This window comes from Mesorhizobium sp. M1307 (assembly GCF_040318155.1).
Taxonomy (GTDB): Bacteria; Pseudomonadota; Alphaproteobacteria; order Rhizobiales; family Rhizobiaceae; genus Mesorhizobium.
The window spans coordinates 1-21,049 of the sequence record NZ_JAMYLR010000042.1 but is presented as its reverse complement, the minus strand read 5'-3'; the positions used below and the strand labels follow the sequence as shown (position 1 = coordinate 21,049).

Genomic DNA, 21,049 nt, shown 5'->3' with positions numbered 1-21,049 from the left:
GCATTATAAGGTTTTCGCGATTTTCTTATAACACCCGCTTGCGTCCCTTGAGGTCATGCCGCTATAAGAGAACCGCATTTTTCTTATAACCGGAGCCGCCCGACATGAAGACGGTCGACCTCGTTTACCGCACGATGTATGCGGAACTCGTCCAGCGATCCTTGGACGCAGCCTTCGAAACCGATTTCCCTACGACGGGCAATCTCGTCAAGGTGCCCGTCAAGGGCAAGGTATACTGGTATTTCGAGGAAACGCAACCGACGAAAACGCGACGGTATGTCGGGCCTGACAGCGATCCCGAGATTGCAAAACGCGTCGAATCCTTCCGTCAGATCAAGGACGACCTTCGCGCCCGCAGGAAGTTGGTATCCACGCTCGTGCGCGAGGCAGGGCTGACAGAACCCGAAAGGTTCACCGGGGATGTCGTCGAGGCGCTGGGGAAGGCTGGCATCTTCCGCTTACGCGGCGTCCTGGTCGGCACAGTCGCCTTTCAGTCCTACGCGGGCTATCTGGGCGTGAAGCTGCCCGGTGCAGCGTTGCAGACGGGCGATGCAGACTTCGCCCTATTCCATTCCGTGTCGGCCGCGGTCGAGGACAGCCTGCCGCCCATCCTCGAAATCTTGAGGGAGATCGACCCAACCTTCAGGGAAATCCCTTACAGATCAGATCCCGGACACGCGACGCAATTCGAGAACGCAGTCCGATACAAGGTCGAGTTCCTTACACCGAACACGGGCAGCGATGACTACGCCGATCATGCAACCTCGATGCCGTCTTTGGGCGGTGCATCCGCGCAGCCTCTTCGGTTTCTCGATTTCCTGATCCACGAACCAATCAGAACTGTGCTGCTGCATCGATCGGGAGTGCCTGTCGTGGTACCGTCGCCCGGACGATATGCGGTTCACAAGCTGATCGTTGCCTCGCGCCGACAGAACAACGCAAACGGCGTGGGCAAGCGGGAAAAGGATTTCCGCCAGGCAGCACTTCTGGTCGAGGCACTGGAAGCTACCCGTCGCCAGGACGATCTCGCCGTCGCGTTTTCGGAAGCGTGGGACAGGGGGAAACATTGGCGTGAAGCGATACAAAAAGGACTTGGCTTGATTCCCCAGAAACAGCGTGGCGACGTCGAGGCGACGATCGTCAACGCACTTTCAGGAATCGGCGAGGAACTGGAAGGATTCAGCGGCTCATCTGCGAAAACAAAGCACGGAGACTAAACGGCAGCAACGGGTGTGGAGGGTAACCTTCTGCCAGCCGTCGCCGAGGCGTTTTTGTTTTCAGGTTTCAAAAATCGACTTTGCCTATTCAGCTCTGCGATCGGATCTGCTTGGCGGCAGCCTCGAGCGACCGTTCAAACGCGTCGATCACCTGGTCGACCTGCGGCTCGGTGATGATCAGCGGCGGGCAGAAAGCCAGCGCATCGCCCATATTGCGCGAGATGACGCCGTTCTGCTGCATGAAGCCGTTGACGAGCCCGCCCAGTTCACTGGTCTTCCCCCACGGCGCCTTGTTCGCCTTGTCGCCGACCAGTTCGACCGCCGAAATCAGGCCGATGCCGCGCACCTCGCCGACAAGCGGGTGCGAAGCGAGCGTGCGCAGCCGCTTCAGCATATGCGCGCCGACCGCACGCGCATTGCCGACAAGGTCGCGCTCCTCGATCAGCTTCAGGTTCTCGAGCGCGACCGCTGCCGCAACAGGATGGCCGCCGCCGGTGAAACCGTGGCCGAAGGTGCCGATACGGTTGCTTTCGTCGGCGATCGGCTCGAATACCTTGTCATTGATCAGCAGGGCTGAGATCGGCAGGTAGGACGAAGAGATCTGTTTCGATAACACCATGATGTCGGGCCTGATGCCGAAGGTCTGCGAGCCGAACATCTCACCAGTTCGGCCAAAGCCGCAGATCACCTCGTCGGCGATGAGCAGGATGTCGTATCTCGACAGGACCGCCTGTATCTTCTCCCAGTAGCCCGCCGGCGGTACGATGACGCCGCCGGCGCCCATGATCGGTTCGCCGAAAAAGGCGGCGATGGTTTCCGGTCCTTCGGCGAGGATCAGCTTTTCCAGTTCGTCGGCAAGCCGCGTCGAAAACAGCTCCTCGCTTTCACCCGGCAGCGCCTCGCGCCAATGGTGCGGCGTCGAGGTATACAGCACATTGGCAATCGGCAGGTCAAAGGAAGTGTGGTTGTTGGGCAGTCCGGTCAGGCTTGCCGAGGCGATGGTGACGCCGTGATAGCCCTTCTTGCGGCTGATGATCTTCTTGCGCGCCGGCTGGCCGAGCGCATTCGACCGGTACCAGATCATCTTCATGGCCGTATCGTTGGCCTCGGAGCCGGAATTGCTGAAATACGCCTTGCTCATCGGCACCGGCGCCATCTGCACCAGTCTCTCGGCGAGATCGATCAGCGGCGAATGCGATTTGGAGCCGAAATCGTGATAGTAAGGCAGCTTCGACATTTGCCGTACTGCCGCATCGACCAGCCGCTTCTCCGAAAAGCCGACCGCGACGCTCCAGAGCCCCGCCATCGCCTCGATATAGCGGTTGCCGGCAAGGTCCTCGACATAGATGCCGTCGCCCTTCTCGATGACGAGCGGCCCCGACTCCTGATGCTTGCGCGCATTCGTATAGCCATGCATGTGAAAGCTTATGTCGCGGGCTTCGGGTGAATTCGGTCTTGCGTCCATGACGGCTCCTGATGCTGACGCGGAACAATCCTGCCGCCGGTCCGGCTCAGCAGGTCCCCGTGCGTTATGCCGTTTGATGCATCTTTCTCGAACGGTATAGTGTCAAGCGCTTTCGACAGGGCCAGCGGATGGATGGACGCATGCAGAACTTCGGCTTGACCTAACCGTGGACCATGTCGACTGCATTGTCGCCGGCGCCGGCGTTGTTGGCCTGGCGATCGCGCGAGAGATGGCGCAGCGCGGCATCGATACGCTGGTCCTGGAAGCCGAGAACGCTATCGGCACCGGGACAAGTTCGCGCAATTCCGAGGTCATCCATGCCGGCCTCCACTATCCGGTTGGATCGCTGAAAGCCCGGTTCTGCGTGGCCGGCCGGGAAAGACTCTATCGCTATTGCGAGGAGCGGGCGGTCCCACACGCGCGCTGCGGCAAGCTCATCGTTGCCACAAATGCCGAACAGGAGCCGGTGCTCGCCTCAATCCGGGCCAATGCACGCACTTGCGGCGCCGGCGACCTGTTGCGCTTGAGCGAAGCCGAGGCGCATACGCTGGAGCCCAGCCTTAAGTGCACGGCGGCGCTGCTGTCGCCCGCCACCGGCATCATCGACAGCCATGCCCTGATGCTCGCCCTGTTGGGCGACGCCGAGGAGCACGGGGCGGCACTTAGTCTCAACACGCGCATCGCCTCCGGCCGCATCGAAGCAGGCCGCGTCGTGCTCGAGACGGTGGACGCTGCCGGCGGCGAGCGCTTCGAGATCGCCACTCCGCGTTTCGTCAATGCCGCCGGGCTTGGCGCCGCAGCCCTTGCCGGTTCGCTTGAAGGGCTCAATCAGCAATTCGTGCCAAAGCTCCATTATGCCAAGGGCAATTATTTTTCGGTGGCCGGCCGTGCGCCGTTCTCGCGATTGGTCTATCCGGTGCCCGAACCCGGCGGGCTCGGTGTTCATCTGACGCTCGACCTCAACGGCGTCACCCGCTTCGGGCCGGACGTCGAATGGACCGATCAACTCGACTATCGCGTCGATCCGGCTCGTGGCGAACGCTTCTACAGCGAGATCCGCAAATACTGGCCGGCCCTGGCCGATGGCAGCCTGCAGCCCGCCTATAGCGGCATCCGGCCAAAACTGTCCGGTCCCGGTGCGGCCAACGCCGACTTCGTCGTCCAGGACGTGGCGGTGCACGGCGTGGATAGCCTGGTCAACCTGTTCGGCATCGAAAGCCCGGGCCTGACCTCCTGCCTGACAATTGCCGACCATGTCGCGCAGTGCCTCGCGCCGAAGTTGTAGCGTGCGGCGCCCCGCGCCGCGATCTGCACTGTATCAAGGCGCATTGCGTGAATTTTCAGACGCAAGTCGCCTATGAGGCACATCGCGCACTTGCAGCCCGCTCCGCGCTCTGATTCCCTTCGTGCTGGGCTGTCCTGATTCGCACTGCCCGGTTCAAAGTTTTCGCAGTGCGCCCGGGACAAGCTTCCAGCGACCACTCGGCGTATCCAGGGAGAACGGCAATGAACACCGCGACGAGGCCGGTAATCTCGGAGATGAGGCCCAAGATCACCGTCGTCGGGGTCGGCGGCGGCGGCGGCAACGCCGTCAACAACATGATCGCCGAAGGCCTGCAGGGCGCGGAATTCATCGTCGCCAACACCGATGCCCAGGCCCTTGCCATGTCGAAGGCAACGAGGCTGATCCAGTTGGGCGCTCATATCACCGAAGGTCTCGGCGCCGGGTCCCTGCCCGAGGTCGGCCGTGCCGCGGCCGTGGAATCCATCGACGAGATCATGGATCACCTTGCTGGAACGCACATGTGCTTCGTGACCGCCGGCATGGGAGGCGGAACCGGCACCGGTGCCGCGCCTGTTATAGCGCAGGCAGCGCGGGCAGCCGGAATACTGACCGTTGCCGTCGTCACCAAGCCATTCGTCTTCGAAGGCAGGCGCCGCATGTACGCTGCCGATGAGGGCATCGAGCGCCTGCGCGAAAGCGCCGATACCGTCATCGTCATTCCCAACCAGAACCTGTTCAGGATCGCCGACGCCAGAACCACGTTCGCCGACGCCTTCGCCATGGCCGACCGGGTCCTCTATGCGGGTGTCGGCTGCATCACCGATCTGATCGTCAAGGAAGGCCTGATCAATCTCGACTTCGCCGATGTGAAGTCGGTGATGCGCGACATGGGCCGCGCCATGATGGGAACCGGCGAAGCCGCCGGAGAAGGCCGCGCCAAGAAGGCAGCGGAAGCGGCAATCGCCAACCCGCTGCTCGACGAAGCTTCGATGATGGGCGCCAAGGGCGTCCTTGTCTCGATATCGGGCGGCATGGACATGACGCTGTTCGAGGTCGACGAAGCCGCTACCCGCATCCGCGAGGAGGTCGACAACGATGCCGACATCATCGTCGGCGCCATCTTCGACAAGGCACTCGCCGGAAAATTCAGGGTGTCGGTCGTGGCGACCGGCTTGCGGCGTGGCCTGGAGATTCCACTGCTTGCCGAACCGGAAGTCCGCATGAACTGAACGCGTATCGCTGCAACTCGCTCAGCCGACCGCCAGCCTCGCGTCACCAGGGCCGCGCGCCGTCGATGACTTCCATGGCGCGTAGAGCAAAACAGCCGGCCAGCGGTGCCACATCCGCCGCATCGGCCGCAACCGCGCTGCCGGCCAGCACGCGGTCGGCGATGCCGACGAAGATCACGGCAAAGCGGAACATGGCAAACACCAGATGGAACCGCTGCAGCGGCGCCGTCGGCACGGCGTGGGCGAAGTAATGATCGAGGAATTCGCGCTGTGTCGGAATCCCGAGCGCTGCCTGATCAAGGCCGAGGATGCCGCCATATTCGTCCGATGAGGAATGCCAGGGCATCGAGCAGAAGCCGAGATCAGCAAGCGGATGGCCGAGGGTCGATAACTCCCAGTCGAGTATGCCGATCACCTCGGGCCGCTCGGGATGGAAGATGAGATTGCCGAGACGGAAATCGCCATGCGCGATCGAAACGTGGCCGTCATCTGGCGGAAGATGTCGCGGCAGCCATTCGGCGACGGCTTCGAGCGCGGCAATGCGCTCGCTCGGCGATTCCCGCAACTGTCTGGTCCAGCGCGCGATCTGTCGCTCAAAATAGTTCCCGGGACGGCCATAGTCGCCGAGCCCAACCTCTTCCGGCCGGACTGCGTGCAGCTTTGCCAGCGCCTCGGCCATGCCGAAATAGATGCCGCGCCGCTCGTCCGGCGCCAGTCCCGGCAACGAGCCATCGTGGAACACCCGGCCGTCGAGCCGCTGCATCAGATAGAACGGCGTGCCGAGCGGCTCGTCGCCGTCGTGATAGAGCACCGGCCGCGGCACCGGCACCTTTGTCGACGCTAGCGCCTCGATCACCCGGTACTCGCGATCGACCGCATGAGCGCCGCGCAGGATCGGTCCCGGAGGTTTCTTGCGCAGAACCATGCGGCGGCCGCCATAGTCGACGAAATAGGTCGGGTTGGATTGGCCGCCGACGATCCGCTCAAGCGACATTTGGCCATCGCCAAAATGCGCTCTCAGAAAATCCTCCAGGCGTACTGGATCGAAATCCATCCTCATTGCCGGCTCAGCGGTTCCCGCCGCGACCTGTTTCGTCTTGTCTGCCGGCTTCGACATGCCAGCGCCAGAAGCCCGCACCTTCCTCGTTGAGAAAGCGGTTGAGCACCATCTTGTGGACCTCGTCGGCGCCGTCGACCAGGCGAGCCTGGCGGGCGTAGCGGTAGATCCATTCGAGTACAGTGTCTTTCGAATAGCCGCGGGCGCCGTTGATCTGGATCGCCACGTCGGCGGCTTCATGCAGCACATTGGCGACCTGGATCTTGGCCATGGAGACCTCCTTGCGGGCAAAGCCGCCGCGATCGAGCTCCCAGGCCGCCTTCATCACCAGCAGCCGCCCGATCTCGATGCGCATGGCAAGGTCGCCGAGCATCAGCTGGATACTCTCATGGTCGGCCAAAAGCTGCCCGAAACCGCTACGCTCGGCGGCATAGGCGCGCGCGATCTCGATGCAGCGCTTGGCAAGCCCGAGCCAACGCATGCAATGGGTGAGCCGCGCCGGACCGAGCCGGACCTGGGTAACCATGAGGCCGCTGCCTTCGCCGGCAAGCACGTCCTCGACCGGGACTTCCAGGCCGTCGAACTCCAGCTCGCAATGGCCGCCATGTTCTTCCGGTCCCATGATCTCGATGCGCCGCACGATCCGCCAGCCCGGCTGGTCCTTGTGGAACAGCAAGGCCGAAAGGCCGTGACGCGGATCGTCCGAAGTGCGCGCAATGAGAATGAAGTGGCTCGCCTCTTGCGCGCCGGTGATGAACCATTTGCGGCCTTTGACGACATATCTGTCGCCGCGCCGTTCGGCTCTGGTCATGATCATCGACGGGTCGGAGCCGCCGCCCGGATGCGGTTCCGTCATTGCGAAGGCCGAACGCACCTTGCCCTCGACGATCGGCTTCAGCCATCTTTGCTTCTGCTCCGGCGTTCCCAGTCGCTCCAGCACCATCATGTTGCCATCGTCGGGGGCCGCGGAATTGAACACGACCGGACCGAAGATCGAGCGGTTCATCTCTTCATAGCAGACGGCCATATCCACCTTGGAAAGGCCGGCCCCGCCGGTCTCGGGTTTCAGCTGCAGGCATCACAGGCCGGCTGCTTTCGCCTTGCCCCGCAGCGTTTCAAGCAGCGGCAGCGCAATATTGCCATGGCCGTCATAGCAAGCCTTGTCAGCCTCGAGCGGCAGGATTTCGCGCTCGACGAAATCGGCGATCCGGCTGCGGAAGGCCTCGGTTCGGACGGAAATGCCGAAATTCATGGCGCTCACAAGGATGAAACGAGATGCCGCCATCGGCTCCGATGGTCGCGCCGGTAGTGTAACTGCCGTCGTTGAATGGGAGCAACAGCAGTTCGCCGGCCGTTCCTTGCGCACGTTCAAAGCGCCGGTTCGATATGGATCGATGCCCGGCGTGCTGCCGATGGCGGTCGAATTCCAGGATCAAAGAGTACTCAGGTTTCGTATGGCTAACGTCCGCTACAATGCTCAGATCAATTCGAGGACAGCGCAGCCATAGCCGTCCAGCGTCAACACTCCGGGGACAGGCCCTTCGCTATCGAGCAAGTTGCTGCCGAAGGGAACGCCGGTTACCGTAACGGGCGTGTCTTTGATGTTTTGCACGAACAACAGCCGGCGTTCGTCATTCTCGCGCATCGTGACCTCGACGCCGTCCGGCAGATCCGGAACCAGAGGCTCCACATTCGCATCCACGAAAGTGCGCGTAGCGAGTTGAGCTGTCAGCTCCGGGGTTAGATAAGTGCCGACATAGAGCACACGGCCCTTGCCGACGGCGCGGGAGGTAATTGCAGGCGTTCCTGCCGCGTAGCGGTTCGACCAAACCCCTACAATTTCGACTTCCGGTTCGACTGCAAGGTTCTCATAGAAATAACCGGCATCGAACTCGTGGTTTCCGACGGTGAAACGACGGATACGGCGGCTGGATTCGGCCGGTCTGTCGGGAGGAATGACGAGCCCGCCGGAGCGCGACATGGTATTGAACAGGCCGTTGGCCCCAGGTGCCGCCAGCCGCCCGAAATCCTCGACGCGAACGCCGGTCAGCTTCGACAGCGACTGGCCCGGCGCTGTCTCGCGGATGACGTGGTTGTTTTCGTCGCGGGTTCCCGTGCGCGCGCCGATGATGACGGTACCGCCATTTTCGGCAAAGACTTGCAGCCGCTCGGTCCAGCTGTCCTTCCAGATCACCCAATGCGGCACGTAGAACACCTTGAGCTTCGACAGATCGTCTTCCGGGTGGATGAAGCCGCAGGCGATGCCGCGGTCATAGCAATACTGATGCAGCAAGGTTGCATCATCCTGCGGACTTGGCAGGCCGATGGGGAAGGTCTTGTGGGCTTCCTGATTGTCGAAGTCCGAGCCGGCGATGCCGACATCCATCCGCACATGGGTGCCTAGGATCTTGTCTTTAAGCGCCGTCATCTCGGTGGCGAACTGCCTGGCTTCGTCATAGCGGCGGCGAGCGACATCATCGTGATCGATGATGCCCATCCAGTATATCTCGGCGCCGAAATGTGCGGGACGCCAGCGGAAGAACATGATCCCATCGGCGCCACGCGCAACCGACGACATCGCCATGCGTCGCATTTCGCCCGGCTCCGGCGTCAGCGTGCAGAAGCCCGGCTGGGCGCCAAAGCCCGACTGTTGTTCCGGCACTATGTAGTTGCCGGAAAATCCCCTGCAGATGTCGAGATGCAGCGCCTGGATCTTGGCGTGATTGCCGAGGCGAAAGAACTCGTCATAGAGGAACGGATAGATGTCGTAGCCGACGAAGTCGAGATCGGTGGAGAATTGGCCGCGAAAGTCGATGTCACGCAATCCGCCGAGATTGTGGAAGATGAACCAACCGGCATTCGCTTTTCTCAGGATCTCGACCTGGTCGTGCTGGAACCGTGCTGTCGAAAAGGCGAGAAAACGGTGGTAGTCCTGGAGGTGACCGGGACCGGGAAAGGACGGTGAGAATTCCAGCGGGAAGACAATTTCGCTGAAATCGCCGTAAGCCGTCGCCCAGAAGTCGCCACCCCAGGCGAAGTTCAGCCTGTCTATCGTCTGGTAGGTTTCCTGGAGATAAGCCTGGAATTCCTTCAATGCCGACGGCGAGTAGGATTCCGGCATGCTGGTGTTGAGTTCGTTGTCGGTCTGCCAGCCAATGACATTTGCGTTGTCGCGGTAGTGGTCCACCATCGCCCTGGTAATCTTGCGGCTATAGTCGCGAAACACCGGGCTGCTGGTGTCGGCATACTGGCGCGAGCCGTGGCCCATCGACCGGCCATTTCCATCAAGCCGCAGGATTTCCGGATGCTTTGCGGTCAGCCAGCGCGGCGGGGTGGCGGTCGGCGTGCACAGGATCGTGTTGACGCCGTGACGCGCGAGGCCCTCGATTGCCCGGTCGAACAGGTCGAAATCGAAGGTGCCTTCACGCGGTTCGAAAATGTGCCAGGCGAATTCGCCGAGGCGGGCGACGTTGAAGCCGGCCTCGGCCATGCGCCGGGCGTCGTTGTCCCAGTAACTCTCGTCCACATGTTCGGGGTAGTGCGGCGCGCCGACCAGAAAGCGGTCGGTCTGGATCGTGCGCCAGACCGACAGGGCGCGGCCTCTTGAAGTCTTGTTCACGAAGGATACTCCTGCAGATCAGTCGGTGATGGTGGATTTGCGGGCACTGATTGTCCGCTCATCGACAGAGGAAAAGAGATAGACGTCACGCGGCTCGACCTTGAAGCCGACGGTCGCATCGGCAGCGACGGCACTCGCATGGCCGATCTGGACGGTGACGTTGCCGCTGCCGCTTTCAGAACTGACGCATTGCAGCGGGCCGGCGTCGGCATAGAGGATGGTCTCGCGGCCGAGATGCTCGACCAGCCGCACCCGTGCGGCAAAACTCGCTGTCCCTTCCGCGGCCAAGCTGATGCTCTCCGGCCGAATCCCCATCGTCACCCTATCGCCGACCTGTACGGATGCCGCTTCCGTCAGTTCGACAGTCAAAGGAGAAAGACCGGCGGTCGACAGCGTGGCGGCGCCGCCGGAGACAGCGGCGACGGTCACTTCGAAAAAATTCATCCGGGGTGCGCCGAGGAAGCCCGCGACGAAAAGGTTGGCCGGATTGCGATAGAGTTCGAGCGGAGCGCCCACCTGCTCGACCGAGCCGCGATTGAGCACGACGATACGGCTCGCCATTGTCATCGCCTCGGTCTGGTCGTGCGTGACATAGACCATGGTGGCGCCGAGCCTGGCGTGCAGATCGGAAAGCTCGACGCGCATCTGCGTGCGCAGCGCTGCGTCGAGGTTGGACAATGGTTCGTCGAACAGGAACACGTCGGGCGAGCGGGTTATCGCACGGCCGATCGCCACACGCTGACGCTGGCCGCCGGAAAGCTGTTTCGGCCGCTTGTCGAGCTGGTCGGTAATGCGAAGGATCTTGGCGGCTCGCAGCACGGCGGCATCGATCTCGGCCTTGGGGCGATGCGCCATGCGCAGGCCGAAACCCATGTTCTCGGCGACGGTCATATGCGGGTAAAGCGCATAGGACTGGAAGACCATGGCAATGCCGCGCTCACCCGGCTCGGTGGTGGTGACATCACGGCCGTTGATCAGAATCTTACCGGTCGAGACGGTTTCAAGCCCGGCGATGATCTTCAACAGCGTTGACTTGCCACAGCCGGACGGCCCGACGGTGACAATGAACTCGCCCTGTTCGACGCTGAGATCGATGCCGCGCAGCGCGTGGTAGCTGCCATAATTCTTTTGTATCTGCCGGAGTTCAAGACTGGTCATGGAGCCCTGCTTGCGAAATCAGTTTCGGATCGGGTGGGCGACGCCTTGAAGCCATGGTCGCTCATCCCTTGACCGCTCCCATGGTGAGGCCGGTGATGAAGTGCTTCTGCATTAGGAAGAACATGGCAACCGGCGGCAAAGCCACGACGATGGTGCCGGCCGAGATCAGGTTCCAGGCCGAAACCCATTCGCCGCGCAGGTTGGCCAGGCCAGCGGTTACCGGTTTGACGGTATCGCTGATGGTGAGCACGACCGCCCAGAAATAATCGTTCCAGATGAAGGTGAAGAGCAGGATCGCCAGCGCCGCAAGAGCCGGCCGCACCAGCGGCACCACGACATGTACCAATGTCTGAAACGGTGTCGCGCCCTCGGCCCTGGCGGCCTGAAACAGTTCTCCCGGCAACGCGGCGATGAAGTTGCGCATGAACAGTGTCGCAAACCCGGTCTGGAAGGCGATGTGGAAGATGATCAGGGCGGCCATCGTGTCGTAGAGGTTGAGCCGCACCATGAGATCGCGCACCGGGATCATCATGATCTGGTGCGGCAGGAAGTTTCCGCCGACGAACAGGGCGAAGACGAGCATGTTGCCGCGAAAACGGTAACGGGCGAGCACGAACCCCGCGAGCGTGCTCAAGATGAGAACGCCCATCACCGAGGGGATGGTGATCGTCAGGCTGTTGAGGAAGTAGCGGGCCATCGGCGTCTGGGTGAAGACCGCCGTGTAGTTGTCGACCAGGCCGAATTGGGTCGGCCAGCCCCACAGATTGCCGCCCATGACATCCTGCGTAGAGCGGAACGAGGTAAGGATGATGGCAAAGAGCGGCGCCAGCCAGACAATCAGGATGCCGACCACCAGCACGACATAGAGGCCACGCTGCCAAATAGCAGTCTCGGGAATCGGGCGGGGAAACATCAGCCGCCTCTTTCATCGGCGCGGATCATCCGCGTCAGGTACCAGGCGATGAAGACCGCCATGATCACGAACAGCACCGAGGCAATGGCCGCGCCATAGCCGAAGCGGTAGGAAAATATGGACTGCTCGAACATCTGATAGGCAAGCACCTCGGACGAACCGAAGGGGCCGCCGCTGGTCATCACCGAGACCATGTCGAAGGAACGCAGTGCGCCGACGACAGTGACGGCGATGGCGATAAAGGTGACCTGCGTCAGCTGCGGCAACACGATGTGGCGCAGCATGTTCCAGCCCCTGGCGCCGTCGACCCGCCCGGCGCCGATCAGGTCCTCGCTGAGATTGTTGAGGCCGGCGAGATAGAGCACCATGCAGAAGGCGATCTGCGGCCACAACGCTGCGATCACGACGGCGAAGGTGACGAAATTTTCATCCGACAGCACTGCCGGGGCGGTCGCGCCGAAGGTGCGGAAGATCAGGGCGAGAAGTCCGAATTCCGGCGTATAGACCCAGGTGAAGACCACGCCGACGGCAACCGAAGCCAGCACCAGCGGAATGAAGAACAGCGATTTGAGCAGGCGCATGCCGCGGATTTTCTGGTTGACGAGCAGCGCAATGGCGAGGCCGACCGGCGGCGCCAGCATGAACATTACCAACCAGATCAGATTGTTCTTCAGCGAAACATAGAACTGTGGATCGGCGAACAATTCGCGGTAGTTGCCAAGGCCGATCCAGACCATCGGGCTGAAGCCGTCCCATTCGTGCAGGCTGATCCATAGGCTCTCGACCGCAGAGGCCAGAATGACGACGGAAAACAGCACAGCGGCTGGCAGAATCAGAAGTGTCGGTGTCAGCCACCAGCGATGGCGGCGCCAAAGCTTCGTCATTTTGGGAGACCTCATTCACGGAATGCATCGGGGAGCAGAGCACGAACCCCGCTCCCCTCCGCTGGGAGGCGCTAGATCTTGAAGATCCGGCGACGGGTTCCCTCGAGACGCTGAAGAATGGCGTCCCGGCGATCCGGCTTGGCCATGAATTCCTGGAAGCCGACCAGGCCGGCCTGGGCCATGTCGGGATCAGTATCGCGGTCGTAATATTGCGACGTGCCGGCCACCGTCTTCAGGCTTTCCACAGCCGCGTTGACCAGCGGGTCCTTGCTGGCCGGAAGGTCGTTGCGCGGCGGAACGTTGCCGCCGGGTTCCAGATAGGGGCCGAAATTTTCCGGCTGGTAGAAGAAGGCGAGGAACTCGCGGGCACCCGCCTTGTTCTTGGCGTTGGCCGGGATGTGGACCGAATTGACCGAGAATTCTTCGTAGCGGTCGAGGGCGCCGTCAATCTTCGGGAAAGGGGCGAATGTCAGCTGCTCGAGATCCTGCTCAGGGAAAGTAGCTTTCACGAAGGCACCGAGGTTCATCATGCCGGCCTTCTTCTGGGCGAGGAAGGCGCCGGCCTCCTGCCAGCCGAACGACGTCTGATCCGGGGTGAAGAAACCCTGCTTGATCAGCTCTTCCCAGTGGTCGAAAACAGGCGTCAGCGCCGGGTCGGTGTAAGCCATCTTGCCGTTCATCAAGGCAAAATGCTTGTCGAGACCGTTGATCCGCAGGTTCATCTGGTCGAACCATCCGGCCGCCGGCCAGAGTTCCTTGGTGCCGATGCTGACGGGAATAAGGCCGGCAGCCTTGGACTTCTGGCCGTAAGCAAGGAATTCGTCCCAGGTCGCCGGCACCGTCAGTCCGTGCTCGGCAAAGACGTCCTTGCGATAGAACATGCCCCACATCGTGCCGCCAGTCGGCAGGCCATACTGCTTGCCGTCGACAGTGACGGCACCGGTCGTGGCACCCAGCACGTCCTTGTACTTTTCCTTCTCGAACAGATCCGAGATGTCGTCGAACAGGCCGCGGGTGACGAAGGCGCGCATGCGGTTTCCGGAGAACCAGAAGCAGACATCCGGCGCGCCGGCGACAAGGTAGTTGCGGATCGCGGTCTTGTGGGCCTCGTGATCCATATTGTTGATCACAACCTTGGTGCCGGACTGCTTCTCGAAATCGGCCGCGATGCGCCGCAAGATCCGCAGGGCATCGGCATTGTTTTCGTCTGAAATGATGGTGACTTCGCTCGACTGGCTGAGTGCCGGCATCGGGAAGCCCGCGAGAGCTCCAGCAGAAATGCCCCCGGCTCCCTTCAGGAAATTGCGCCGCGTCGACGGCTTTTCAATCCACTTGAACGTCATTGTTACTCCTCCCGTGTTGTCAATTCTCTACTGGCACACCGGCCGGCGCGGTTGTTCTTCTCAACGGCACGGCTCACCTCCCGGGCAAGGGAACATGCTTGCCCGCTGCTTCAGAGCGCGGTGACATTGCTAACCGGATTAATTTCGCTGACCCCCGGTTCGGGTGTTGAACAGTCGGGCAAACTTACGCATATGTTTTCTCGAGAGGCAATAATTAATTTACAAAATTAAGAAAGCAGATCCGTGAAGCTCAAGGGTGACCCGAGCACGACTCGGGCGATGAACCGCAGACTGATCCTCAATCTCTTGCGGCAGCAAGGAGCGCGCAGCCGGGCCGACATAGCGTCAGTTACCGGCCTTAGTCCGGCAGCGGTCACCTTCGTCGTGGCCGACCTCATCGAGGATGGCCTGCTGATCGAAGGCAAGACAGTCGTGGGCTCGGCTGGGCGCCGCCCTATCCCGGTGGATATCAACTATGCCAACGGCCTTGCCATAGGTTTCAAGCTGATGGTCGGATCGGTCGAATGCGTGGTCACCGATCTTGCGACCAATCCGCTGGGGTCTCTGCGCGTCAAGCTCTCGGACAGCGATCCCGACCATATCATAGCGACCTTGGCCAAGGCGGTACCGGAGCTGATTTCCATTGTCGATCGGCCCGCTGCCAAGCTTGCCGGGATCGGCGTTTCAATGCCTGGCGTCATAGACAACCAGAAGGCTGTGTGTATCCGCAGCAATCGCTACAACTGGGACAACGTTCCCCTTGGCCCGATGCTGGCCGAACTGGTAGACGTCCCCGTGTGGCTTGAGGACGACACCAATGCCTATGCCATTGCCCAGCAACTCTTCGGCCTCGGACGCCAGCACCGCAATATGGCTGTGCTGGCGATCGGCGTCGGAATCGGCTGCGCGCTCGTCTTCGATGGCAAACTCTATCGCGGCGCGAACGGTGCCGCCGGCAAGTTCGGCCACAGCTCTTATGAAGAGAACGGCCGCCTTTGCGAGTGCGGAAAACGCGGCTGCTTGATGGCCTATTACGCCGAGCCGGCGATCCTGCGCACCTGGCGCGAAGCCACCGGGCACGACGAAACGGATAGCAAAGTCAGCCTTATGGCAGCCTTGGCAGACCGCGAACCGCGAGCCGTCGCCATTCTCGAAGAAGCCGGACATGGCATCGGCCGGCATCTCGCCAATCTTGTCAACATCACCGACCCGGAGGTCATTGTCGTCGGCGGTGAAGCCGTGTCGTTTGGCGATGCGCTGTTTGGCCCAATGCGGCTGACGCTTGGGAAAAATACCTTTCGCGCGGCACCACCAATGCTGCTGGACTGGGAGGACAATTCCTGGGCAAGGGGAGCGGCTGCTCTCGTAACGCAGAAACTCTTTGATTTCGAAACATCTGCCGGCAACGCCGCTCCGCTTTCAAAGCCGGCCCTATGGTCGGCATAGGTGAGTGAAACAGACAGCCCTGCGCCTCAGGCCGCCCGAACGCTGCGCGCTCCACGCGCCCAGGCCGGCAGCCAATCGCCATGCGCAACCAGCAAATCATCGACCAGCGACCATATCTGGTCGAGGTCGAGCTCGGCCGCCGTGTGCGGGTCCATCATCGCCGCGTGGTAGATGTGCTCGCGGTTCTCGGTCATCAGCGCCTGGACCGTCAGCTCCTGGACGTTGATATTGGTGCGGATCAGCGCGGTGAGCTGCACCGGCAGGTCGCCAATGAACGTGGGTTGAATGCCGGAGGCGTCGACGAGGCATGGCACCTCGGCTGCGCAATTATACGGCAATGACGTGATGCAGCCATTGTTGCGGACGTTGCCGTAGATCACCGACGGCTCACCGGTCCAGACCGAGTTCATGATCGAGGACGCATATTCCTTCGACTGCTCCACTTCGATCTTGTCAGCCGAGCGATAGGCTTCCGCTTGCCCCTTCCAGCGTTCGATCTGCTCGATGCAGCGCTTCGGGTATTCGTCGAGCGGGATACTGAATTTCTCGATCAGATCCTCGCGCCCGTCCTTGATGAAATAGGGCGTGTATTCCGCGAAATGTTCGGAGCTCTCGGTGACGAAGTAACCGAGGCGCTTCAGCATCTCGTAGCGCACCTTGTTCGGGCAGCGCGGATTCCATCCAGGCTTCGGCGCCCGCCCTTCGCTGTAGGCGCGCAGCAGATCCGGATAGAGATTGCGGTAGGAGCCGTCCGGCTGGCGATGCTCGAACTTCAGGTAGAAGGCCATGTGATTGATGCCGGCCGAGCGGTAGCGAATCTCCTCGTAGGGAATGTCGAGATCATGCGCCAGTTCCATCGCCGTGCCTTGCACCGAATGGCAGAGGCCGACCTGCTTGATGTCAGGGTATTTCTCCGCGATCGCCCAGGTGTTGATCGCCATCGGGTTGACATATTGCAGCATGATCGCCTGCGGGCAGACCGCGAGCATGTCCTCGCAGATCTTCCAGAGATGCGGCACGGTTCTCAAGCCTCGCATGATGCCGCCGACACCGAGCGTATCGGCGATGGTCTGGCGCAGCCCGTATTTCTTCGGAACTTCGAAATCAGTTACGGTGCAGGGCTCGTAGCCGCCGATCTGGAAGGCGACGACGACGAAATCGGCGCCCGCCAGCGCCTTGCGCTGGTCCGAATAGGTTTCGGCTTTGGCCTTTACGCCAAGCGTCGAGATCAGCTTGCCGACGACGATTGCGCTTTCCTCGAGCCGTTGCGGATTGATGTCCATCAGCGCGATCGTCGAGCCGGATAAAGCCGGACGCTGCAATATGTCGCCGACGATGTTCCTCATGAACACCGTCGAGCCAGCTCCGATGAAAGCGACCTTGGGATTTCTTGCCACAACAACCTCCGGCATAAGCAATTAGGCTACCTCGAAAGCGGCTTTGACCAGCCGTTCGGTGTAAGCGGTCTTGGGATGGGACAGGACTTCGTCGACCGGCCCCTCTTCGACGATCTTGCCGTGCTGCATGACGATGACGCGGTGGCACAGCGCTCGCACGACCTTGAGGTCGTGCGAGATGAAGATGTAGCTCAGGCCCCGTTCGCGCTGCAGCTTGCGCAACAATTCGATGATCTGCGCCTGGACCGAGAGATCCAGCGCCGATGTCGGCTCGTCGAGTACGATGAATTCCGGTTCGAGCGCGACGGCGCGGGCAATCGCAATACGCTGGCGCTGGCCGCCGGAAAACTCGTGCGGGAAGCGCGACAGGATATCGCCGGGCATGCCGGCGCTGATCAGCGCCTCGCGCACCCGCTCGATCCGATCGTTCCTGGTGGCGCCCATGCGGTTGACGACCAGCCCTTCCTCGATGATCTGGCCGATCGTCATGCGCGGGTTGAGCGACGAGAACGGATCCTGGAAGACGACCTGCATGCGCGACCGCAACGGCCGCATCTGCGCCCGCGAACAGCCATGGATCGGCTGGCTATCGAAATAGATCTCACCGCTGTCCGTGGTGTTGAGCCTGAGCAACGCCTCGCCGAAGGTGGTCTTGCCCGATCCGGATTCGCCAACGAGACCCAGCGTCTCGTGCCGTCGAAGGGTCAGGCTGAGGCTGTCGACGGCAACGAGTTCGCGCAGGTCCGGCCTCATGAACGTGCCATGCCGCAGCATGAAGGAGACGCGCACATTCCTAGCTTCAAGAATAACGTCGGCGCCTTCCGGCAACGGATTTGCCTGGCCGCGCGGCTCGGAGGCAAGCAGGTGACAGGTGTAGGGATGCTGTGGATTGGTGAACAGCTTCTCCGTCACATTGTGCTCGCGCATCTCCCCATGCTGCATGACGTAGACATAGTCGGAGAACTGCCGCACCACGGTCAGGTCATGCGTGATCAGGATCACCGCCATGCGCAGTTTCTTCTGCAGGTTTCGGATGAGATTGAGGATCTGCGCCTGAACCGTGACGTCGAGCGCCGTCGTCGGCTCATCGGCGATCAGCACATCGGGATCGTTGGCCAGCGCCATGGCGATCATCACACGCTGGCGTTGGCCGCCGGAAAGCTGGTGCGGGTATTGTTTCAGCCGCGCCTGGGGCTCAGGAATCTGTACCTGCTGCAGCAGCTCGAGCGCTCTTGCTTCGGCCTGCCTGCGGCTCATCTTGCGATGCACCCGTATCGCCTCGACGATCTGGCTGCCGATCGTGTAGATCGGGTTAAGCGAACTCATCGGCTCCTGAAAGATCATCGAGATGCGGTCGCCGCGCAGTTTGCGCCGCGCACGCTCGGAAAATTTCAGGATGTTGGCCCCGTTGTATTCGACAGTCGATTTCGGCGACACGACTGCGCGCTTCGACAACAGTCCCATGACGGTGCGCGCCGTCACCGACTTGCCCGATCCCGACTCGCCGACAATGGCGATCGTCTCGCCGCGATAGAGCTGGAAGGAGATGTCCTTGACGGCTTCGATCATGCCGTGTTCGACCTTGAAATCGACGGCGATGTTGCGGGCATCAATGACCGGGTTTTCCGAACGGCCGTCATGGTCGAGCCGGACAGGCGGTGCGAAGGATTTGACGAGCGCGTGTTGCATCATGTCATGCTCAATAAGGATCGACCGCATCGCGCAGTCCATCCCCAAGCGCGTTGAACGCGAAGACGGTGACAAGCACGAAGCCGACCGGCGAAAGGATCCAGGGATAAGTGCCGATGACCGAATAGGTCGCGGTGTCTTGCAGCATCAGGCCCCAGGAGATCAGCGGCGGCTTCACCGCGAAGCCGAGAAAACCGAGGAAGGATTCGAGCAGGACCACGCTGGGGATTGCCAACGTGACCGCAACGATCACGTGGCTCATCACGTTTGGAAAAATGTGTTGCATGATGATGCGGCCATCTGTGGCGCCGACCGCCATCGCCGCACGAACGTAATCGATCCGCGCCAGTGCCAGGGTCTTGCCGCGCACCTCGCGCGACATCTGCGCCCAGCCGAGCGCCGACATGACGACGATCACGAAGGCCAGGAAGACATTCGTCGGCGCCGTCACCGGAACCAGCGAGGTCAGCGCCAGATAAAGCGGCAATTGCGGAAACGCGAGCACCAGTTCGACGAAGCGCTGGACCCAGACGTCGAATGTGCCGCCGAAATAGCCCGACACCATGCCGACCGTCGTGCCGATCACGGTGACGATGAAGACCACGGTCAATGCGATCATCAACGAGATGCGCGAACCATAGATCGCACGAGCCAGCACATCGCGACCGAATTTGTCGGTGCCAAGGAAGTGCACCGGCTGGCCGTCGGTCGAGCCGAAGAAGTGCCGGTTCGCGGGAAGCAGGCCGAGCAGTCTGTACTCCGCTCCCTTGACGAAGAAGCCGAGCAGCCGCGGATGGTCGTAGTCCGGCCCGACGACGGGTTGGAAGGTAACCGGGTCGAGGTCTTCCGAATCCGCCAGGGCATAGACGCGTGGCTGGAAGACGAAGTTGCCGTCCATGTCATGGAAGCTCATCATCTGCGGCGGGGCGAAGCCGACATCGGTCACCTTGGGATCCATCGGTGCGAAGAAGTCGGCAACCACCGCCAGCAGCACCAGAAACGCGACCAGGATGAGCCCGGCCATGCCGGTCCAGGACCGTTTCAGGCGGCGCCAGACGAGTGCGATGTAACTCTCATTGCCGCGCGGCTTGATCTTGGCCGGTTCCTCGGCAAGTGGCGGCAGCGAGGGCTCGAAAGCAAGCATCTCAGGACCCTGCATATTGGCGCACACGCGGATCGAGCATGACGAGCAGCATGTCGGCGATGATGTTGCCGACGATCAGCGTCGCCGACAGCACCATCATGAATGTCGCCGTGACATAGACGTCGCCGACCGCCATCGAGCCAACGATCGCCGGGCCGACGGTCGGCAGGGCAAAGATGATCGCGGTCTCGATCTCGCCGGTCAGCATATAGGGCAGCACCACGCCCTGATACATGACCAGCGGATGCAGCGCATTGGGCACCGCATGGCGCATCACGACCGCACCGCCGCTGAGGCCCTTGGCGCGAGCGGTCTCGACATATTGCGCGTTCAGCGTGTCGAGCAGATTGCCGCGCATCACCCGCATGTTGTAGGCGAGCCCGCCGAAGGTGGCGATGGCGACAACCGGCCAGACATGCCGGACGAGATCGACGAACTTCGCCCAAGACCACGGCGCCCCGCCAAATTGCGGCGAAAAGAAGCTGCCGATCTCGGAGACGTTGAACTGGAAGACCAGCAGATAGACGATGATCAGCGCCATCAGGAAGCGCGGCACCGTCATGCCGAGGAAGGAAATCGCTGACAGCGTACTGTCGATCCAGCTGTACTGCCTGGTCGCCGCCCATATGCCGAAGGTGATACCGAGGACCGAGGCCAACAGATGGCACACCAGCGCCAGGAGCAGCGTGCGCGGCAGCCGCTCGCCCACCACATCGGCCACCGGCTTATTGTAATAGAGGCTATAGCCGAAATCGCCGCGGGTGATGATGCCGCCGATCCAGTTGAGATACTGGACGGGCAGCGGCTTATCGAGACCATGTTCTATCCGATAGGCCTTGGCCTGCGCGTCGGCTTCGGCGAATGAGGCCCCGCCCTGATTGATCAACTGCGAGCGAATGTAGTCGGCATAGTCGCCCGGCGGCGCCTGGATGATGGCGAAGGTGACCAGGCTCAGAATGGCGAGGACCGGGATCGCCGACGCTATGCGCGTGAGCAGGAATCGCAACATCGGTCGGTCCGCTTCCTTGTCTGGCCGGTCGCTCTCTTTGAGCGTACGGAGGTTTGCTTTGTCCGGGCCCCCCCCCAGGGGGCGGGCGGGGAGAGACTGAAGGGGGGGAAAACCAATTAAAAGGGGCCGGTTGAACCGGCGTGGCGGGGCCCGAGGGGGGGGCGAAAGTGGTAGTTGTAGGTATAAAAAAATCA

General features: G+C 61.6%; 15 protein-coding genes and 1 pseudogene. 4 read left to right on the top strand and 12 right to left on the bottom strand.

Annotated elements, in window-relative coordinates; all coding sequences use genetic code 11:
- Positions 1–104: 104 nt before the first annotated feature.
- Positions 105–1,217 carry a nucleotidyltransferase family protein gene (locus tag NKH16_RS28670; protein WP_352748207.1) on the top strand — a complete coding sequence of 371 codons (1,113 nt, stop codon included), beginning with the start codon at positions 105–107 and terminating at the stop codon, positions 1,215–1,217.
- Between the two features lie 88 nt (positions 1,218–1,305).
- Here NKH16_RS28670 and NKH16_RS28665 read toward each other — a convergent pair whose 3' ends face one another.
- A complete protein-coding gene (locus NKH16_RS28665; protein WP_352748209.1) occupies positions 1,306–2,682 on the bottom strand; it encodes an aspartate aminotransferase family protein in 1,377 nt (458 codons plus the stop codon).
- Positions 2,683–2,848: 166 nt separating this feature from the next.
- On the opposite strand from NKH16_RS28665, the gene NKH16_RS28660 reads away from it, so the two are divergent.
- Both NKH16_RS28660 and ftsZ read left to right on the top strand, forming a co-directional pair.
- Complete coding sequence (locus NKH16_RS28660; RefSeq protein ID WP_352748211.1) at positions 2,849–3,967, top strand: NAD(P)/FAD-dependent oxidoreductase; 1,119 nt, start codon at positions 2,849–2,851, stop codon at positions 3,965–3,967.
- A gap of 221 nt (positions 3,968–4,188) precedes the next feature.
- Entirely contained in the window at positions 4,189–5,196 is a 1,008-nt protein-coding gene (gene ftsZ, locus NKH16_RS28655) for a cell division protein FtsZ (RefSeq protein ID WP_023677189.1), read from the top strand.
- 43 nt (positions 5,197–5,239) lie between these two features.
- On the opposite strand, the gene NKH16_RS28650 is transcribed toward ftsZ, so the two are convergent.
- The 7 genes and pseudogenes from NKH16_RS28650 to NKH16_RS28620 all read right to left on the bottom strand — a co-directional run bounded on the left by NKH16_RS28650 (position 5,240) and on the right by NKH16_RS28620 (position 14,170).
- Positions 5,240–6,256, bottom strand: coding sequence for a phosphotransferase family protein (locus NKH16_RS28650; RefSeq protein ID WP_352452367.1), 1,017 nt, complete (start codon positions 6,254–6,256; stop codon positions 5,240–5,242).
- Between the two features lie 7 nt (positions 6,257–6,263).
- Positions 6,264–7,505, bottom strand: a pseudogene (locus NKH16_RS28645) (acyl-CoA dehydrogenase family protein).
- A 225-nt stretch (positions 7,506–7,730) separates the two neighbouring features.
- Entirely contained in the window at positions 7,731–9,872 is a 2,142-nt protein-coding gene (locus NKH16_RS28640; RefSeq protein ID WP_352748213.1) for a beta-galactosidase, read from the bottom strand.
- 18 nt (positions 9,873–9,890) lie between these two features.
- Positions 9,891–11,030: an ABC transporter ATP-binding protein gene (locus tag NKH16_RS28635; protein ID WP_352743577.1), complete on the bottom strand. Its 1,140-nt coding sequence runs from the start codon at positions 11,028–11,030 to the stop codon at positions 9,891–9,893.
- A 61-nt stretch (positions 11,031–11,091) separates the two neighbouring features.
- The gene (locus tag NKH16_RS28630; RefSeq protein WP_352452362.1) at positions 11,092–11,943 is read right to left on the bottom strand and encodes a carbohydrate ABC transporter permease; all 852 of its coding nucleotides are present in this window, start codon (positions 11,941–11,943) and stop codon (positions 11,092–11,094) included.
- Positions 11,943–12,827 (bottom strand): carbohydrate ABC transporter permease, encoded by an 885-nt coding sequence (locus NKH16_RS28625; protein WP_352748217.1) that lies wholly within the window; start codon positions 12,825–12,827, stop codon positions 11,943–11,945. The genes NKH16_RS28630 and NKH16_RS28625 overlap by 1 nt, the downstream gene beginning before the upstream one ends.
- A 71-nt stretch (positions 12,828–12,898) precedes the next feature.
- Positions 12,899–14,170, bottom strand: coding sequence for an ABC transporter substrate-binding protein (locus NKH16_RS28620; protein ID WP_352748218.1), 1,272 nt, complete (start codon positions 14,168–14,170; stop codon positions 12,899–12,901).
- Positions 14,171–14,413: 243 nt separating this feature from the next.
- Between NKH16_RS28620 and NKH16_RS28615 the strand changes: the two genes are divergently transcribed.
- Complete coding sequence (locus NKH16_RS28615) at positions 14,414–15,616, top strand: ROK family transcriptional regulator (RefSeq protein ID WP_352748221.1); 1,203 nt, start codon at positions 14,414–14,416, stop codon at positions 15,614–15,616.
- A gap of 26 nt (positions 15,617–15,642) precedes the next feature.
- On the opposite strand, the gene NKH16_RS28610 is transcribed toward NKH16_RS28615, so the two are convergent.
- The 4 genes from NKH16_RS28610 to NKH16_RS28595 are packed head-to-tail and all read right to left on the bottom strand — an operon-like array spanning position 15,643 to position 20,855.
- Positions 15,643–17,013, bottom strand: coding sequence for an alpha-glucosidase/alpha-galactosidase (locus NKH16_RS28610; protein WP_352748223.1), 1,371 nt, complete (start codon positions 17,011–17,013; stop codon positions 15,643–15,645).
- Between the two features lie 21 nt (positions 17,014–17,034).
- The gene (locus tag NKH16_RS28605) at positions 17,035–18,702 is read right to left on the bottom strand and encodes an ABC transporter ATP-binding protein (RefSeq protein WP_352748228.1); all 1,668 of its coding nucleotides are present in this window, start codon (positions 18,700–18,702) and stop codon (positions 17,035–17,037) included.
- A 10-nt stretch (positions 18,703–18,712) separates the two neighbouring features.
- The gene (locus NKH16_RS28600) at positions 18,713–19,846 is read right to left on the bottom strand and encodes an ABC transporter permease (RefSeq protein ID WP_352903045.1); all 1,134 of its coding nucleotides are present in this window, start codon (positions 19,844–19,846) and stop codon (positions 18,713–18,715) included.
- Position 19,847: 1 nt separating this feature from the next.
- Entirely contained in the window at positions 19,848–20,855 is a 1,008-nt protein-coding gene (locus NKH16_RS28595) for an ABC transporter permease (protein WP_031211897.1), read from the bottom strand.
- Positions 20,856–21,049: the final 194 nt, after the last annotated feature.

What these genes read in the sequence shown, in the direction of transcription:
- NKH16_RS28595 (WP_031211897.1), bottom strand. Translation starts at nt 20,855, where the DNA reads ATGTTGCGATTCCTGCTCACGCGCATAGCGTCGGCGATCCCGGTCCTC.
- NKH16_RS28605 (WP_352748228.1), bottom strand. Translation starts at nt 18,702, where the DNA reads ATGCAACACGCGCTCGTCAAATCCTTCGCACCGCCTGTCCGGCTCGAC.
- ftsZ (WP_023677189.1), top strand. Translation starts at nt 4,189, where the DNA reads ATGAACACCGCGACGAGGCCGGTAATCTCGGAGATGAGGCCCAAGATC.
- NKH16_RS28600 (WP_352903045.1), bottom strand. Translation starts at nt 19,846, where the DNA reads ATGCTTGCTTTCGAGCCCTCGCTGCCGCCACTTGCCGAGGAACCGGCC.
- NKH16_RS28635 (WP_352743577.1), bottom strand. Translation starts at nt 11,030, where the DNA reads ATGACCAGTCTTGAACTCCGGCAGATACAAAAGAATTATGGCAGCTAC.
- NKH16_RS28670 (WP_352748207.1), top strand. Translation starts at nt 105, where the DNA reads ATGAAGACGGTCGACCTCGTTTACCGCACGATGTATGCGGAACTCGTC.
- NKH16_RS28665 (WP_352748209.1), bottom strand. Translation starts at nt 2,682, where the DNA reads ATGGACGCAAGACCGAATTCACCCGAAGCCCGCGACATAAGCTTTCAC.
- NKH16_RS28620 (WP_352748218.1), bottom strand. Translation starts at nt 14,170, where the DNA reads ATGACGTTCAAGTGGATTGAAAAGCCGTCGACGCGGCGCAATTTCCTG.
- NKH16_RS28650 (WP_352452367.1), bottom strand. Translation starts at nt 6,256, where the DNA reads ATGAGGATGGATTTCGATCCAGTACGCCTGGAGGATTTTCTGAGAGCG.
- NKH16_RS28630 (WP_352452362.1), bottom strand. Translation starts at nt 11,943, where the DNA reads ATGTTTCCCCGCCCGATTCCCGAGACTGCTATTTGGCAGCGTGGCCTC.
- NKH16_RS28625 (WP_352748217.1), bottom strand. Translation starts at nt 12,827, where the DNA reads ATGACGAAGCTTTGGCGCCGCCATCGCTGGTGGCTGACACCGACACTT.